Below are 15,100 nucleotides of genomic sequence, written 5' to 3' on the forward strand. Positions count from 1 at the left end.
TTTCTGATTAATCAGCCAGAGGTTGTGCCGGAGCAAAATAGCGCCGCACAGCAAGCTGTGCGCCATCGCTCAGGCGATCCATCCCTTCCACCACCACCTGCTGCCCCTTGATCAGCCCGGCGACAACGCGGTAATGGCGGTTGACCAGCTCGCCAACCCTGACCGGGGTCAGATGCGCCTTGTTGTGGCCATCGACAGTCCAGACCTGGGTTTTTCCCGCGGAATGGATGACCGCCTGCTGCGGCAGGGTTAGCGCATTGCTGTAATGCGCCAGCGGCACCCTGGCGCGCACGTACATGCCTGGCAGCAATTGGCGCTTCGGGTTGTCCACCTGCACGCGCAACAGCACATCGCCGGTGCCGGCATCGACATTGATGCCGGAAAACAGAATGCGCCCCTTGGTTTCATAGGCAGTGCCATCGCTGCGCAGAAGCGTTACCGGCAGCCCGCTCTGGCCATTGCCGTCCCGATTGCCCAGGGCTTGCTGCAATGCTTCAAGCGAGGCGGCCGGACGGCGTACATCGACATACACCTTGTCAATCTGCTGGATGCGCGCCATCGGGCTGGCATCGTTACTGCTTACCAGCGCACCTTCGGTGACCAGTGCCTGGTCGATACGGCCGGAGATCGGTGCATCCACGGTGGCGTATTTGAGCTCCAGTTTTTTCCGCTGCAGCGTGGCGCGCGCCTGGGCCACATCAGCGGCAGCCTGTTCGCGCTGGGAAACCGCGTCATCGTAAACTTGCCGGCTGATCGCATCGGCCTGCACCAGCGGTTCCAGCCGCTGCGCCTGCAACCGGGCGCGGGCCAGCACCGCTTCCGCCCTTTGCAGCGCGGCCAGCGCAGTATCGCGTTCGGCCATCAGCGGTGCCGGATTGATACGGAACAGCGCCTGCCCGGCGCGGACTTCGCCACCTTGTTCAAACAGCCGCTGCTGGACGATGCCGCTGATTTGCGGCCGGATTTCCGCCATCCGCAGCGGTGCAACGCGGCCGGGCAGGTCTTCGCTCAGTTCCAGTCGGCCTGGACTGAGCACTACGGTGGTGACTTGTGGCAGGGTGGGTGACTCCGCGGTTTCTGCCTGATCGCATGCGGTGAGCAGGGCAAGCAGGGCGGCAATGCCGCCAAGGCGGATAAACGGGTCAAGCTGCATGCAAAATACCTTTATGAGTGGGTGACAATGCACCTGCGTGCCGGATTCTGAATTGACCCTGTGGAGTTCAAGCTGAAACAATGTGGAGATTCGATGGAGATTGTGCCGTGACGAACGACTTGCAGACCGTGGGCAGCACCGTGCCGCTGAAACAGGCGGTGATCCTGATCGCAGAAGACGAAGTGGAAATTGCAGAAATCATTGCCGCCTATCTGGAACGCAGCGGATTGCGCAGCCTGCATGCCAGAAACGGACGAGAGGCCCTGGCCATGCATCTGAGCCACAAGCCGGACCTGTTGCTGCTGGATGTGCAGATGCCAGAGCTGGATGGCTGGCGGGTATTGTCTGAAGTGCGGCTGCGCGGCGATACCCCGGTGATCATGCTGACCGCGATGGACCAGGACATCGACAAGCTGATGGGCTTGCGCCTGGGGGCTGACGATTATGTGGTCAAGCCTTTCAACCCTGCCGAGGTGGTGGCGCGGACCCAGGCGGTGCTACGGCGCGCCACGCCCAGGCCGGGCAGCCCGGCCACGCAGCGCATCCGGGTGAAGCCCTTGCAGATTGATCAGGAGCGCCATGAGGTGCTGGCTGATATTGCCGGGCAATTGCTGCCGCTGGAGCTGACATTGACCGAATACAAATTGCTGCTGCAACTGGCCCGCTCGCCCAAGCGCGTTTTCAGCCGTGGCGAACTGCTGGCCCACTGCCTGCCCGAGAGCGATGCGCTGGAGCGTACGGTGGACAGCCATATCAGCAAGCTGCGCAAAAAGCTGGAAGCACTGGGCATTCGCGGCATCCCAGCCGGTGTCCGCGGCGTGGGCTACCGCTTTGGAGGTGAGCCATGAGACTGGTGGGGCTTAGCCGGCAGATTGTCCTGACGATGATGGCCATGGCCCTGGGCGTAACCCTGTTCCTGGTGCTGACTTCCTATGCTTTTTATTATCTGTGGCTTGAATACTGGCCCGAGAATTTTCCGGGAGACACTTTTTACCCCACCGGGCCGGAGTGGACCTGGCTGATCATCACCGCGCTGAGCGCGCTGCTGGCGGCGGCGCTGGTCGCCATCAAGCTGTCACGGCGCATCCTGCTACCGCTCAATTCCGTCATTGCCGGCATCCGGCGGCTGGCCCAGGGTGATCTGACGGCGCGCGCCGTGTCCGGTGATCACCAGTTGGGTGAAGCTACCCAACTGGTGGATGACTTCAATGTGCTGGCCAGCAGGCTGCAGCAGATGACCGAGGAGCAGGCATTCTGGAATGCCGCCATTGCGCATGAATTAAGGACGCCAGTCACCATTTTGCGTGGGCGGTTGCAAGGTCTGGCCGAAGGCGTGTTTGCGCCGGATGAGGCACAGTTCCGCCGCTTGCTCTCCCAGGTGGAGGGCCTGAATCAGTTGATTGAAGACTTGCGGGTGGTCAGCCTGGCCGAGAGCGGGCATTTGTCGCTGCGCTGCCAGCCGGTGGCGCTGCAGGCGGAAATCCGCGCGCTGGCGGAGATGCTGCATCACCCGCTGGCCGAGGCCGGACAATCTCTGATCCTCGACCTTCAACTGACACAGGTGAACTGCGATCCGGACCGGATTGGCCAGGCGCTGCTGGCCTTGCTGGAAAACGCCAGGCTGCATGCGCTTGCCGGGCCGGTCACTATCCAGCTAAGCCGTCAGGCAGGCATCAATCAGCTTAGCGTGACCGATAGCGGGCCTGGCATTGCCGCATCCTTGCAAGCCCTGGTTTTTACCGCATTCCGGCGGGCGCCAGACAGCAAGGCTCCGGGCAGCGGGCTGGGACTGGCGGTGGTGGCGGCCATTGCGCGGGCGCATGGCGGGCAGGCAAGTTGCCAGCGCACGCCGGACGGGGGGACCCGCTTTACCCTAAGCTGGCCGGAGGACTGCGTCACCGCGCCAGCTTAGTCGCTGCCTGGCCGGGCGGCAGCTAAGGGCCAGGGCGGCTGCTGTTGGTTAAGCCTGGGCGGTGACTGCCTGGGGGCGGTGTAGCTGGGGGCGGCCCGCTTAGCCTCTGCCGCATGGCTGCGGGCCGGCTGGCTATACCTGAAAGCGTGCGGTGATGCTTTGCAGGTTATGCGACAGCGCGCTCAGTTGCGCCGATGTGGTTGCCAGCTCCTCTACCGTGGCGCTGTTTTCCTCCGCCATATGTGATACCCGCTCCATGTTTTGTGCCAGGCTTTGGCTGGCGGTGCGCTGCTCACCCAGTGCATCGGTGATATTGGCAATGCTGCGTTCGATTGCATGGGTGCTGTTGCCAATACGGGTGATGGTTTGCGAGGCCAGTTCGGTGCTGCTGGTGACAGCCTGCACGCTGTCCAGGCTGGAGTCCATGCTGCCCACCACGCGGCTGACGCCATGCTGGATGGAGTTGATCATCTGGGTGATTTCCTGTGCCGAAGAGGTGGTGCGTTCCGCCAGTTTGCGCACCTCGTCGGCCACCACGGCAAAGCCTCGTCCCATTTCGCCGGCGCGGGCGGCTTCGATGGCGGCGTTCAGCGCCAGGAGATTGGTCTGGTCGGCAACATCGCGAATCACGGTGACGATGCTGTCAATCTTTTGCACCTCATTGCTCAGCATATTCATCTGGGTGGAGGTGCCGCTGACCGCCTGGCTGACATCCTTGATACGGGCCACTGAATCAATCACTTCCTTGCCACCGTCACGGGCCAGGCTGCCGGTCTGCAAGGACTGGCGTTTGGCCTCGTCGGAATTGTCCGCCACATGATTGATGCTGACGGTCAATTGTTCGATGGTGGCGGCGGCTTCCGACGTGGCTTCGGCCTGGTGCTGCGCGCCGCTGGCCACTTGCTCTGCCATGCTGGACAGCTCACGGGCGGAGTCCGACACATTGTGTGCATTCTGTTGGATGGACTGTACGATTTCGCGCAGGCCGCTGCGCATTTCCTGGATGCCGCGGGCGATCTGTATGGCTTCGTCACGCGCCTTGGGGTAGTCCTCATCCTGGCCGGTCAGGTTGCCTTGACGGATTTGCTCTACCAGGCGGGCAGATTTCTGCAGCGGCAGGGTGATGAGCCGGGCAATGAACAAGGCACAGGCCACCGCCAGCAACAGGGCCATCCCTCCCACCGTCATCATGCTGACCATGGCATCCTGATAGGCGCGAGAGGCATCCTGCATCGATTTTTGCATCAGCTCTTCCTGAAAGGCGGCAAACTCCTTCAGGCTGGCCATAAAGGTATTGTTGGCCGGAGCAACTTTCTGTTTCAACAGAATGGCTGCCTCAGCCGATTTGTGGCTGCGAATCAAGGGGTAGACCTGCTCCAGCGCGGCAGTCAATGCCAGGTTCTGCTCTTGCAGTTTGGCAAACATGGCCTTGCCTTTTTCGGTGGAAAGCATAGGCGCTATCTTGGCCAGATCCTCATCCTGCGATTTGTCCAGGTCGGTGACTTTGCTCACATACTCGTCGGCATTTTCGTTAGCAAACAACACCGCATTGCGGATCTGACGGCCCATATCCATTGATTTCACGGTAATGCTGTTGACCAGGGATATCTTGGGGTAGCGGTCCTGCGTCATGTCCATGATTTTGCTGTTGATGATTTTCATATTGAAAATCGCCACGCCCAGCAGGATGAACAACAGCATGATGACCAGGGTAAAACCCCCGAGCAGTTTCTGTTTTACGGATAATTGGCTAAACATGATCTTCCCCCACCACGGTTTTGATTTAATAGGGCGTTGCACTGTGAATGGTCAAACAAGCAATCACTAATCAATCGCCCGGTTTATTTGCTATCTGTTGATAGACCAGCGTGGTGGGCAGTACAAGACAATATATTGCTGCCGCTGTCAGCGGCCTTGGGGATGATCAGACTGTGGCGACAACAATGCGCCGCGGCTGCCGGGGCGGGGACTGATTGCCGCCATGGCGACAGGGCTGCCAGGCGGGGGACGGCCAGTGCGCGGCGCTGGCGTGGCCAAGCAGCGCCTGGCAGCCTGGCGCAGGGCGCGCCGCCACAGGCAGCGCAAGCAGTACGGCAAGGTGGGGCAGGGTTTTGCCTGGCTGCCCTTATTGCGGTGACGGCGTGGTGGGGTTTACTTTTCCAGCGCCACTTCCACGCAGCGCGCCTGCAGCAAGCGGCTGATATCCAGCGGTGACATGGCCACTTGCAGGCCGCGGCGGCCTCCATTGATGTAGACCTGCTGCAGTTGCAGGATGCTGGCTTCCATGTATACCGGCATCGGCGTACGGGTGGCGAAGGGGCTGGTGCCGCCCACCAGATAGCCGGAATGGCGGTTGGCCACGTCCGGTTTGCAGGCTTGCACCTTCTTGCAAGGTAGCTGGCGGGCCAGTTCCTTGGTGGACACCTTGCGGTCGCCATGCATCAGCACCACCAGTGGCAGGCCGTCCTGGTCTTCAAATACCAGGGTCTTGATGACGCTGTGTTCGTCCACATTCAGTTCGCGGGCCGGGGTGGCGGTACCGCCGTGTTCTTCATAGCTGTAGGCGTGGCAAGTGAAATCCACCTTGTGGTCCAGCAAAAAGCGCAGTGCCGGGGTGCTGCCGGCGATGGTTTGTTGGCGCATCGGATCATTCCTGTGGTGTGGTTGTGGTTGCCGGCAGAGCAAGGCTGCCGGGCTGCTTGGGTTGAGGCTTGGCCCGCTCAGGCTTCTGCCGGTGCAGTCAGGCCGTATTCCTGCGGGAAGGTGTGCATGGAGCTTTTCACCACGGTGACAGCACCGTCGATCAGCCCGCAGCGGCCGCTGCCGGGCAGGATTTGGCACAGGTGTTGCAGCGCGTCCAGGTCGGCATGGCTGTGGCGCCCGCCGTCCACCCGGTCCAGCAGGCGGGCCAGTTGGAAGGTGCCGCATTTGCAGGACGGGCATTGGCCGCAGGAGCCCTTGGCAAAGAAGTCGATGTATTCGGCCACCTTGCGGATGATGCTGCTGCCTTCGGAGATGACAATCATCGCACCGGTACCCAGCCGCGAATGGCGCAGCCATACCGAGTCAAAGTCCAGTGCCACGTCCAGGTCGCGCGCGGTAAGCAGGGTGTTGGACGGGCCGCCGGTAAACACGGCCTTGAAGGCCTTGCCCTGCAGCATGCCGCCGCCGTAGTGGAACACCAGTTCCTGCAGGCTGGTGCCCATGGGCAGCTCGTACAGGCCGGGGCGCAGCACGTCGCCTGACAGCGAGTACAGCTTGGTGCCACCGGCCTTGCCCACGCCTAGTGCGCGGTACCACGCGGCACCATGGCGCAGGATGTGGCTGACATTGGCCAGGGTTTCCACATTATTGATCAGCGTGGGCTGGCCGTTGATGCCTTGTTCCGCCGGGAAGGGCGGTTTTTTGCGCGGGAAGGGGAAGCCGGCTTCCAGCGAGGCCACCACCGCGGTTTCTTCGCCACCGATATAGCGGCCGGAGCTGGCCACCACCTTGATGGCCAGCGGGTGTCCCAGCGCGGCGGCCAGCTTGTCCAGCCATGGGCTGTCCTGCCATTGGCTGACCGCCAACCGCATATGCTGCAGGCTTTGGCCCTGGTGCGGGTTGATATAGAAAATGACGCAGGCAGCGCGCACCGCCAGTGCGGCAATCAGCGCGCCTTCCACCACCTGATGCGGCGAAGCGCTGAGCAAGGTGCGGTCCTTGAAGGTGCCAGGCTCATCTTCATTGCCATTGCACACCACGTATTTGTTATCGCCCACCGCATTGGCGGTGGCTTCCCATTTGCGCCAGGCCGGGAAACCGGCCCCGCCCATGCCGCGCAGGTCGGCATCGGCAATCTGGCGGATGATGGTGGTGGGGGCGTTGAGGGCGGCTTGCAGGCCAAGGCCGCCACCGGCCTGCAACCAGGCGGCCAGATCCGGGCCTACCTGTAGCGCAGGGTTGAGCAGAACCTGATTGAGTTTTTCCATGATGTTGTTCTCCTAGACGCGCGGGCCGGTGGGGCGCTGCAGTTTCAGCCGTGCATCGCCGGGGTAGAGCAATGGTGCTTGCTGGCTGCTGTCCAGTCCGGCCAGGGCCAACTGGCGTTGCCAGCGGTAGACGTGTTCGATGCCGCCACGTTGTGGTGGCAGGGTGGATTTGTGACGGGCGGCCTGGGCCAGGCGGGCGGCCTGGCGACCGGCACGGCGGCCAAAGGCCAGGATGTCCAGCAGCGCATTGCCCATCAGCCGGTTGCGGCCATGGATGCCGCCGGTGATTTCCCCGGCGCACAGCAGGCCGGGTACGGCGGTCTGGCCGTTGCCGTCGATGATGACGCCACCGTTCTGGTAGTGCAGGGTGGGGTAGATCAGCATGGGCTCGCGGCTGGGGTCGATGCCGCATTTGTCGGCCAGATGCTGGAGTGCGGGCAGGCGGCTGGCCAGGTCGGCCCCCAGTTGCCGGGTGTCCAGGAACACGCCGATCTGACCATTGCGTTCGATGCCGCGTCCGGCGGCGCATTCGCGCAGGATGGCGGCGGTGACGACATCGCGCGGGGCCAGTTCTTCGACAAAGCGCTCGCCCAGCCCGTTGACCAGCAAGGCCCCGCCGGAGCGGGCGGCTTCGGAGATCAGCCCGCCACGCAGGCGCTGTGGCCAGGCCACGCCGGTGGGGTGGTACTGGAAGGCATCCATGTCACGCAAGCCGGCACCGATGCGGTAGGCCAGCACCAGCCCGTCGGCGGTGGCACCGTAGTGATTGGAGGTGGGGAAGTCCTGCAGATGCAGCCGGCCGCAGCCTCCGGTGGCCAGAATGGTCTGGCGGGCGGAAACCACGATGAAACGCTGGTATTCCAGATCGTACAGCACGGCACCGGCACAACTGCCGTCTTCATGCGACAGCAGTTCCACTACCGGACAGCGGTTGAGCTGGGTGATGGCAGGTTCCAGCTCTACCGTTTCGCGCAGCACCCGCATCATCTCCAGCCCGGTGTAATCGCGATAGCACAGGATGCGCGGCTGGCTGCAGCCGCCCGCCTGCTTGTAGCGCAGCTTGCCGCCATCGGTGAACGGGTCTTCCAGATCAAAGTGCATGCCCAGCTCAATCAGCCAGCGAATCACACCGGGTGCATCACTGGCCATCTGCGCCAGCAATTGCGCATTGGCCGCCTGGTGTCCGCCGCGCATGGCATCGTCAAAGTGTTGTTGCGGGCTGTCATTGGCGGCCAGTGCGGCCTGAATGCCGCCTTCGGCCATCACGGTATTGCTGTCGCCCAAGCGCAGCTTGCTGGCCAGGATCACCTCGGCACCGCTGCGCGCGGCGGTCAGCGCGGCGGCGGCACCGGCACCACCACCGCCAATCACCAACACCTCGGTGCTGCGCTGTTCGGCACCGGCCAGGTCAAAGCCGTCGATCAGCGCATTGCTTTGCAGCAGCGCCGCCAGCCGCGGGTGGCAGGGCTGGCCACGGCTGGGGCCGATCTGCAGCAGGGTGCTGGCATTGTCGGCATTGTCCGGGTGGTATTGCGCCAGCAGCGCGCTGCGCGACAGGTCGGCCGGACGCAGCGCTGGCTGTGCATGGGCGTGCAGATTGCTCAGGGCCTGCAGATAGGGAATGGCGCTAGTCATGCCTCGCTCCTTGTGTTGTCTGCCAGGGTGTTGATGGCCATTTCGCCTCTGGCTTGCTGCTCAAGTCGGCGCAGCAGATCGCCCGGACGCAGGTTCTGGATGGCCTGGGCGCGGCGCAGGTAGAGGCCGACATGATTGGGGCGGATGTTTTCCGGGCAGGCCAGCGTACACAGATTGCACATGATGCAGGCATCAAACAGCGCGGCGGCGGCTTGCAGTTGGCCACTATTGGCCAGCGCAATGCCCTGTTGCACCGGGATGTGGCGCGGACAGGCGCGGTCGCAGCCGCTGCAGTGCCGGCATTGGCTGATTTCCGGAAAGGTTTGTTGCAGTTGTGGCAGCGCCTGCCAGCCGTCGCGCAAGTCCTGCGGGCGGTAGCGGTGTACATGATCAGGCAGGTAGTAGTCGATGAAGCTGACTTGCATGCCGTCCTCCACCACGGTTTCACAGGCCAGTCGCGTTTCGGCACTGCGTTCGCCCGCCTTGCGTACCAGGCAGCGACAGGAGCCGCATACCCCCTGGCCCATGCAGCCGATATTGGCGGTCAGTGCTTCTTCGCCTTGCAGGCGGGTATGCAGGATGGAGTTGCCGGCTGCAGCGTCCACCACCTTGCCATCGATGCTGATGCGGATGGTTTCACTCATGGGATTTCCTTTGCTGTGGTTCTGGTCATCACGCCGCCTGCCGCTGCGGGCGTAATGGCCTGTCCGTTATCAGGGTCTTTGCAAGGAGCGTGCCATGCGGCATGTGCTGTGCAGGTATCTGAAAACAAAGGAAAAAGCAGGATTCAGCCTGGCGTCAGGGCGATGTAGTGACGGAATTCCGTCGCTTTGCCGCGGCCGGATGGACGGAATTCCTGCCATTCAGCCTGGCTGGCGGGTCAGCCGGGACATGCATAAAAGTACGGATTTCCGTACTTGGTGCGCGACAGATTCGCGGCTATCCGCACTTCATGGTTTTTGTGTGGCTTATTCCTCAATAAAAACAGTGGTTTGTATTTGTTTTTTCGTGGCACGGGGCTTGCTCTGCAATCGCGAGACAAACATTACAGAGATGAGGAGCAAGATCATGTGGGGAACCATGAGCACGGCACTGCTGCCGGTGGTGCTGTTGATGTTATTGGGCTGGTTTGGCGGCCAGCGTGGTTATTTCCGCCAGGCGGATGTGGGGGTGATGGCAACGCTGGTAATGCGTTATGCCTTGCCGTGTTCATTGTTTATCGGCGCTTTGAAAACGCCGCCGGAGCGCATCCAGAACCTGCCATTCATTCTGTGCATGACTTTCGGCTTTGTCGGCACCTATGTGCTGGCCTTGCTGGCCGGGCGTTATTACTACCGCCAGGGGCTGAAAACCAGCGCCATCCAGGCGCTGGTATGTACTTTCCCGGACATGGCTTATTTTGGCGCGCCCATCTTGCAGCAGGTGTGCGGGCCGCAGGGTTTTATTGCGGTGCTGATCGGCAATCTGATCACCAGCTTCATCATCCTGCCGCTTACCATCGTGCTGTGCCGTTGCGGCGAGATGTCCGATGCCGGCGCAGATGACGGCGTGGTGGCCATGCTCAAGCAAAGCCTGGTGAAAACCCTGTCCAACCAGATTGTCTGGCTGCCGATTCTGGGGGTGATCCTCAGCTTCAATCACCTGCATCTGCCCGCTGCGGTACAGGAAAGCGTGGACATGCTGGCCAAGGCGGCCGGCGGGGTGTCGCTGCTGGCGCTGGGCCTGATGTTCTGCGGGGAAAAACCCAGCTTCAACGGCCATGTGGTGGGCAATGTGGCGATGAAGAACTTCCTGCAACCGGCCCTGATGTTGCTGGGCATCTTCCTGTTTGGCGTGGATGCCGAGTTTGCCAAGCAGGCGCTGATTGTCGGGGCGGTGCCCACCGCCATTGCCGCCTCGATGTTTGCCGTGCGCAACCAGACCTATGCACTGCATGCCTCGCACTCGGTGCTGGTGGGTACGGTGATTGGCGTGTTTGGTGAAGCGGCGCTGATTTACTTCATGGTGTGATGGCGACTGCACGCTCAGGCTGGCGCTGCCAGTCTGAGCGGCAGCAACAAGGCCCGGCATTGCCGGGCCTTGTCATGTGTGCAGGGTATTGCCTGTGGGGATGGCGTGCGCCGGGATGGCTCAGTGTGCGGCAGACAGCCTGATGAACAGCAGTCGCACCAGCAGATAGGTGGCGGCATTGCCCAGCGTCATCAGCAGCAGCACCGTGGGCAGGGACAGCGTGTCCAATGCGTCCAGCGGGTTGCTGCCCAGTTGGCGGGCCAGCAAGGAAGAGCCAATCAGGCTGAGCAGTAGTTTGAAGGTCATGGCAGCAGCTTTCCGTAACGCAGATGTCGCCAGCTATTGCAAAAGCCGTGCCTGGTTTTTTATTTGCAGGTAATTGAAAAACAAGGATATTTTTTATTGCACTTTGGCTTGCTGACGGTTTTCCGTGTTTTGGCGTACGGAAAACCGTCAGCCGCGGCTTGGGGCTGCGCCGCTAGGCCGGTTGGCGGGCTTGCAAATGCAGCAGAATGCTGTGTCCACCGTGCAGGATGTCATCGCCAATGGCGCTGGCCGCTGCAGCACCATCCTGGCGACGGATGGCCTCCAGCACCGGGTAGTGGTAGTCGATCATGTCGCTGCCGCCTTGCTGGTACACCGCGGCAATCAGCGGCCCCATCTGCAGCCAGATGCGATACAGGATGCCCTGTAAAAACGGTAGGCCGGCTATTTCCACCAGCGCAAAGTGAAATTGCTGATTCAGCTCGCAGCCAAGTGCGATGTCCTGTACGCGCATGGCGGCGGCATTGCGGCTGACAATGTCTTCCAGCCGGGCAATGGCGCTGGCGTCTGCCTTCTGCGCAGCCGTTTCCGCCGCCAGCCCTTCCAGGCGGATGCGAATGGCGCGGATTTCCAGATAACGCTCCACCGTCATATAGGGCACGCGGATGTCACGCGGCGACTGCATGGTGAGCGCCTGCTCCTGCACCAGACGCAGGATGGCATCGCGCACCGGGGTGACGCTGGTGCCCAGTTGCTCGGCCAGATCGCGTATTTTCAGTCGTGCGCCAGGTTGCAGCCGCCCCTGGATCAGCGCCTTGCACAGCATCTGATACACCGTGCTACCCAGATTGTCGTGTTCCAGTGTGTCCAGTTGGTAATCCATGGCGTGGGGTGCAAGTAAGGGCAAAGCTGCATGGTAACACCGCACTTGCCAGAGTCAAATGCAACAAATATGATGCATCATAAATTTGGCTGAATCGGGCAAGGGCGGCAGCATCTGCCAATCTGCCTCAGAACCAGGAGCGCCATCATGTCCCATCCCACCCGCTATATGTTGTTGACCGGTGCCAGTCGCGGCATCGGTCATGCCACGGTAAAGCTGTTTCAGGAAAACGGCTGGCAGATTTTCACCGTGTCACGGCAGCCCTTTTCCGAAGCCTGCCTGTGGCCATCGGCCCGGCAAAGTCATGTACAGGCTGATTTGTCGGATCTGTCCTGCCTGGACAAGCTGATTGCCGAGGTCAGAAGCCGCTTGCCAAACGGTGAGCTGCACGCGCTGGTGAACAATGCCGGCATCTCGCCCAAGGGGCCGCAAGGCGAACGGCTGGGCATTCTGGCCAGCTCCGCCGATGACTGGAGCCGGGTGCTGAATGTCAATCTGGTGTCTACCGCCTTGCTGGCACGCGGCCTGTTTCCCGAGCTGAAAAAAGGCCAGGGCTCCATTGTCAATGTCACCTCCATTGCCGGTTCGCGTGTTCACCCCTTTGCCGGGGTGGCGTATGCCGCCTCCAAGGCCGGACTGGCGGCGCTGACGCGCGAACTGGCGCATGAGTTCGGCCCGCATGGCATCCGTGCCAATGCCATCGCGCCGGGGGAAATCGACACCGCCATCCTGTCGCCCAATACCGCCAGCATTGTCGAGCGCGATATTCCCTTGCACCGCCTGGGAACCCCGCATGAAGTGGCTGAGGCGATTCACTTCCTGTGCTCTGGCCATTCCTCGTATATCAATGGCTCGGAAATCCATATCAACGGGGGACAGCATGTCTGAGATGGTGATAGACCAGTTGTTTTCCACCATGGCCGCGGCGGTGGATTGCCGCGAGGCCACCAGCCTGCTGTGGCAGCACTATGGCCTGCGCGGGGTGGCCAGCCCGCTCAACAGCGAGCGTGATGCCAACTTCCACATTCGCGGCGATGACGGTCGTGAATATGTACTGAAGCTGAGCCATCCGGCCGAAGACCGTGCCGTCACCGACTTCCAGAGCCGGGCGCTGCTGCATGCGCTGGCACAGGACCCAAGTTTGCCGGTGCCGCAGTTGTTGCCGCGCAGCGATGGCCTGCCCTATGCGGTGGTGGACATGGCTGATGGCAGCCGGCGGGTGTTGCGCCTGCTGAGCTATCTGGCCGGCCAGCCGCTGCATCAGGTCAAACGCTCACCGGCGCAGCGCGCCCATCTGGGCCAGACGCTGGGGCGGTTGGACAATGCCTTGCGCGACTATGCGCATCCGGCTGCACACCATCCGCTGCTGTGGGACATCCAGCATGCCGAGCGGCTGCAAGCGCTGCTGGCGGAAACGCCGGACAGCCCGCAAAAAGCCGTGCTGGCGGACTGGCTGGCCCATTTCATCCAGCATGTGCAGCCGGTGTTGGGCGGCCTGCGGCGGCAGGTCATCCATAACGATCTCAACCCGCACAATGTGCTGGTGGACCCGCAGGATCTCACCACCACCGTGGGACTGATTGATTTTGGTGACATGGTGGAAGCGCCGCTGATCAACGAACTGGCGGTGGCCTGCTCCTACCAGCTATCGGGCAATGACAATCCGCTGGATAGCGCCGGGGAGCTGATTGCCGCCTATCACGCAGTCTGTCCGCTGCAGGCGGAGGAAATTGCCATCCTGTACCCGCTGATTCTCACCCGGCTGTGCATGACCGTCACCATTACCGGCTGGCGCGCGGCGCGCCATCCGGAAAACAGCAGCTATATCCTGCGCAACAATGGTTTGAGTTGGGATGGCCTGCAGCGCCTGTCTGCATTGGGACAAGCCCAAGCTACCGACTACTTGTTTGCCTTGTGCCAGATGAAAGGACACGCATGAACCCGCCTGATCAACGCATGGTGAATGCCTTTGACCCAGCCACCGCCGACAGCCTGCCACAGCGCGAGCAGGCGCTGATCCGCCGTCGCCAGCAGGCACTGGGCCAGGCTTACCGCCTGTTCTACCAGCAGCCCTTGCATGTGGTGCGCGCCGAAGGCGTGTACTTGTACGACCCGGACGGCCAGCCCTATCTGGACGTGTATAACAATGTGGCCTCGGTGGGCCATTGCCACCCGCAGGTGGTGGACGCCATTGCCAGCCAGGCCGCCGTGCTCAATACCCATACCCGTTACCTGAACGACGGCATTGTCGATTACGCCGAGCGCCTGCTGTCCACACTGGCCATGCCCGGCTATCAGGCCATGTTTACCTGCACCGGCAGTGAAGCCAACGATTTGGCCCTGCGGCTGGCGGGCAGCTTCACCGGCGGGCAGGGGGTGATTGTCACCGCGCATGCCTATCACGGCGTCACCAGCAGTATTGCTGCCTGTTCGCCAGCCTTTGGTGATGGCGTGCCGCTGGGGCCTAACGTGCGTACCGTGCCGCCGCCGGATGCCTATCGCGGCAATGCGCAGGATGTGGCAGCACGCTTTACCCGTGATGTGCAGGCCGCCATTGCCGACCTGCAACGCCATGGCATCCGCCCGGCGGCACTGCTGGTGGACACGCTGTTTACCAGTGATGGCGTGTTTGCCGAGCCAGCCGGATTTTTGCAAGGCGCGGTGGATGCCATTCATGCCGCCGGCGGCCTGTTCATCGCCGACGAGGTGCAGGCCGGTTTCGCCCGCAGTGGCAGCCATTTCTGGGGCTTCCAGCGGCATGGCGTGGTGCCGGACATCATCACCATGGGCAAGCCGATGGGCAATGGCCACCCGCTGGCCGGGCTGATGGCGCGCGCTGACATCATCGATTGCTTTGGCGCTCAGGTACGTTACTTCAACACCTTTGGTGGCAATCCGGTGTCGGTGGCTGCAGGCATGGCGGTGCTGGATGTGATTGAGCGTGAGGGCTTGCAACAGAATGCCCGCGACACCGGTGCCTACCTCAAGGCCGGTTTCGAGGCACTGGCCGGCAAGCATGCGCTGATTGGCGATGTGCGCGGCACCGGCTTCTTTATCGGCGTGGAAATGGTGAGCGACCGCGACAGCAAGACCCCGGCAAGTGCGCAGACCACGCGCATCGTCAATGCGCTGCGCGAGCGGCGCATCCTGATCAGCGCCACCGGCCCGGCAGGCAATATCCTGAAAGTGCGGCCGCAGCTACCGTTTGGCCGCGACCATGCCGACCTGCTGCTGGGCGCGCTGGATGCGGTGCTGGCCGGGCTGTAATTACC

15 protein-coding genes are annotated in these 15,100 nt (G+C 62.1%); 7 read left to right on the top strand and 8 right to left on the bottom strand.

Annotated features, from left to right (window positions below; translation table 11 throughout):
• Window positions 1–7: 7 nt before the first annotated feature.
• Window positions 8–1,153 carry an efflux RND transporter periplasmic adaptor subunit gene (locus DLM_RS08580; RefSeq protein ID WP_089083463.1) on the bottom strand — a complete coding sequence of 382 codons (1,146 nt, stop codon included), beginning with the start codon at window positions 1,151–1,153 and terminating at the stop codon, window positions 8–10.
• A 107-nt stretch (window positions 1,154–1,260) separates the two neighbouring features.
• Between DLM_RS08580 and DLM_RS08585 the strand changes: the two genes are divergently transcribed.
• Both DLM_RS08585 and DLM_RS08590 read left to right on the top strand, forming a co-directional pair.
• Entirely contained in the window at window positions 1,261–2,001 is a 741-nt protein-coding gene (locus DLM_RS08585) for a response regulator (protein WP_197715537.1), read from the top strand.
• On the top strand, window positions 1,998–3,065 hold the full coding sequence (locus tag DLM_RS08590; RefSeq protein ID WP_089083461.1) for an ATP-binding protein: 1,068 nt from the start codon (window positions 1,998–2,000) through the stop codon (window positions 3,063–3,065). Before DLM_RS08585 ends, DLM_RS08590 begins: the two co-directional genes overlap by 4 nt.
• Window positions 3,066–3,197: 132 nt before the next feature.
• Here DLM_RS08590 and DLM_RS08595 read toward each other — a convergent pair whose 3' ends face one another.
• Window positions 3,198–4,823: a methyl-accepting chemotaxis protein gene (locus tag DLM_RS08595; RefSeq protein ID WP_089083460.1), complete on the bottom strand. Its 1,626-nt coding sequence runs from the start codon at window positions 4,821–4,823 to the stop codon at window positions 3,198–3,200.
• Window positions 4,824–5,046: 223 nt separating this feature from the next.
• Here DLM_RS08595 and DLM_RS23325 point away from each other — a divergent pair, with 223 nt between their 5' ends.
• Window positions 5,047–5,202, top strand: a complete 156-nt coding sequence (locus DLM_RS23325; protein ID WP_167467070.1) for a hypothetical protein — start codon at window positions 5,047–5,049, stop codon at window positions 5,200–5,202.
• Between the two features lie 14 nt (window positions 5,203–5,216).
• Here DLM_RS23325 and DLM_RS08600 read toward each other — a convergent pair whose 3' ends face one another.
• The 4 genes from DLM_RS08600 to DLM_RS08615 all read right to left on the bottom strand — a co-directional run bounded on the left by DLM_RS08600 (window position 5,217) and on the right by DLM_RS08615 (window position 9,315).
• Window positions 5,217–5,708, bottom strand: a complete 492-nt coding sequence (locus DLM_RS08600; protein ID WP_089083459.1) for an aminoacyl-tRNA deacylase — start codon at window positions 5,706–5,708, stop codon at window positions 5,217–5,219.
• A 77-nt stretch (window positions 5,709–5,785) separates the two neighbouring features.
• Window positions 5,786–7,036 carry a complex I 51 kDa subunit family protein gene (locus DLM_RS08605; RefSeq protein WP_089083458.1) on the bottom strand — a complete coding sequence of 417 codons (1,251 nt, stop codon included), beginning with the start codon at window positions 7,034–7,036 and terminating at the stop codon, window positions 5,786–5,788.
• 12 nt (window positions 7,037–7,048) lie between these two features.
• Window positions 7,049–8,671, bottom strand: coding sequence for an FAD-dependent oxidoreductase (locus DLM_RS08610; protein ID WP_089083457.1), 1,623 nt, complete (start codon window positions 8,669–8,671; stop codon window positions 7,049–7,051).
• Window positions 8,668–9,315 (bottom strand): 4Fe-4S dicluster domain-containing protein, encoded by a 648-nt coding sequence (locus DLM_RS08615; protein WP_089083456.1) that lies wholly within the window; start codon window positions 9,313–9,315, stop codon window positions 8,668–8,670. Before DLM_RS08615 ends, DLM_RS08610 begins: the two co-directional genes overlap by 4 nt.
• Window positions 9,316–9,739: 424 nt before the next feature.
• Between DLM_RS08615 and DLM_RS08620 the strand changes: the two genes are divergently transcribed.
• On the top strand, window positions 9,740–10,681 hold the full coding sequence (locus DLM_RS08620; protein WP_089083455.1) for an AEC family transporter: 942 nt from the start codon (window positions 9,740–9,742) through the stop codon (window positions 10,679–10,681).
• A 120-nt stretch (window positions 10,682–10,801) separates the two neighbouring features.
• Here DLM_RS08620 and DLM_RS08625 read toward each other — a convergent pair whose 3' ends face one another.
• Together DLM_RS08625 and DLM_RS08630 are read right to left on the bottom strand one after the other, a co-directional pair.
• Window positions 10,802–10,987: a hypothetical protein gene (locus tag DLM_RS08625; RefSeq protein WP_089083454.1), complete on the bottom strand. Its 186-nt coding sequence runs from the start codon at window positions 10,985–10,987 to the stop codon at window positions 10,802–10,804.
• A gap of 172 nt (window positions 10,988–11,159) precedes the next feature.
• Window positions 11,160–11,828, bottom strand: a complete 669-nt coding sequence (locus tag DLM_RS08630; protein WP_089083453.1) for a GntR family transcriptional regulator — start codon at window positions 11,826–11,828, stop codon at window positions 11,160–11,162.
• Between the two features lie 147 nt (window positions 11,829–11,975).
• Between DLM_RS08630 and DLM_RS08635 the strand changes: the two genes are divergently transcribed.
• The 3 genes from DLM_RS08635 to DLM_RS08645 are packed head-to-tail and all read left to right on the top strand — an operon-like array spanning window position 11,976 to window position 15,095.
• The gene (locus tag DLM_RS08635; RefSeq protein ID WP_167467071.1) at window positions 11,976–12,716 is read left to right on the top strand and encodes an SDR family NAD(P)-dependent oxidoreductase; all 741 of its coding nucleotides are present in this window, start codon (window positions 11,976–11,978) and stop codon (window positions 12,714–12,716) included.
• On the top strand, window positions 12,709–13,767 hold the full coding sequence (locus DLM_RS08640) for a phosphotransferase (protein ID WP_167467072.1): 1,059 nt from the start codon (window positions 12,709–12,711) through the stop codon (window positions 13,765–13,767). The genes DLM_RS08635 and DLM_RS08640 overlap by 8 nt, the downstream gene beginning before the upstream one ends.
• The gene (locus DLM_RS08645; RefSeq protein WP_197715538.1) at window positions 13,764–15,095 is read left to right on the top strand and encodes an aspartate aminotransferase family protein; all 1,332 of its coding nucleotides are present in this window, start codon (window positions 13,764–13,766) and stop codon (window positions 15,093–15,095) included. The genes DLM_RS08640 and DLM_RS08645 overlap by 4 nt, the downstream gene beginning before the upstream one ends.
• The last annotated feature ends 5 nt before the right edge of the window (window positions 15,096–15,100 follow it).

This window comes from Aquitalea magnusonii, assembly GCF_002217795.2.
GTDB classification, from domain to species: Bacteria; Pseudomonadota; Gammaproteobacteria; order Burkholderiales; family Chromobacteriaceae; genus Aquitalea; species Aquitalea magnusonii_B.

What these genes read in the sequence shown, in the direction of transcription:
- DLM_RS08630 (WP_089083453.1), bottom strand. Translation starts at nt 11,828, where the DNA reads ATGGATTACCAACTGGACACACTGGAACACGACAATCTGGGTAGCACG.
- DLM_RS23325 (WP_167467070.1), top strand. Translation starts at nt 5,047, where the DNA reads ATGGCGACAGGGCTGCCAGGCGGGGGACGGCCAGTGCGCGGCGCTGGC.
- DLM_RS08645 (WP_197715538.1), top strand. Translation starts at nt 13,764, where the DNA reads ATGAACCCGCCTGATCAACGCATGGTGAATGCCTTTGACCCAGCCACC.
- DLM_RS08605 (WP_089083458.1), bottom strand. Translation starts at nt 7,036, where the DNA reads ATGGAAAAACTCAATCAGGTTCTGCTCAACCCTGCGCTACAGGTAGGC.
- DLM_RS08580 (WP_089083463.1), bottom strand. Translation starts at nt 1,153, where the DNA reads ATGCAGCTTGACCCGTTTATCCGCCTTGGCGGCATTGCCGCCCTGCTT.
- DLM_RS08590 (WP_089083461.1), top strand. Translation starts at nt 1,998, where the DNA reads ATGAGACTGGTGGGGCTTAGCCGGCAGATTGTCCTGACGATGATGGCC.
- DLM_RS08615 (WP_089083456.1), bottom strand. Translation starts at nt 9,315, where the DNA reads ATGAGTGAAACCATCCGCATCAGCATCGATGGCAAGGTGGTGGACGCT.
- DLM_RS08625 (WP_089083454.1), bottom strand. Translation starts at nt 10,987, where the DNA reads ATGACCTTCAAACTACTGCTCAGCCTGATTGGCTCTTCCTTGCTGGCC.
- DLM_RS08640 (WP_167467072.1), top strand. Translation starts at nt 12,709, where the DNA reads ATGTCTGAGATGGTGATAGACCAGTTGTTTTCCACCATGGCCGCGGCG.
- DLM_RS08610 (WP_089083457.1), bottom strand. Translation starts at nt 8,671, where the DNA reads ATGACTAGCGCCATTCCCTATCTGCAGGCCCTGAGCAATCTGCACGCC.
- DLM_RS08595 (WP_089083460.1), bottom strand. Translation starts at nt 4,823, where the DNA reads ATGTTTAGCCAATTATCCGTAAAACAGAAACTGCTCGGGGGTTTTACC.
- DLM_RS08600 (WP_089083459.1), bottom strand. Translation starts at nt 5,708, where the DNA reads ATGCGCCAACAAACCATCGCCGGCAGCACCCCGGCACTGCGCTTTTTG.
- DLM_RS08635 (WP_167467071.1), top strand. Translation starts at nt 11,976, where the DNA reads ATGTCCCATCCCACCCGCTATATGTTGTTGACCGGTGCCAGTCGCGGC.
- DLM_RS08620 (WP_089083455.1), top strand. Translation starts at nt 9,740, where the DNA reads ATGTGGGGAACCATGAGCACGGCACTGCTGCCGGTGGTGCTGTTGATG.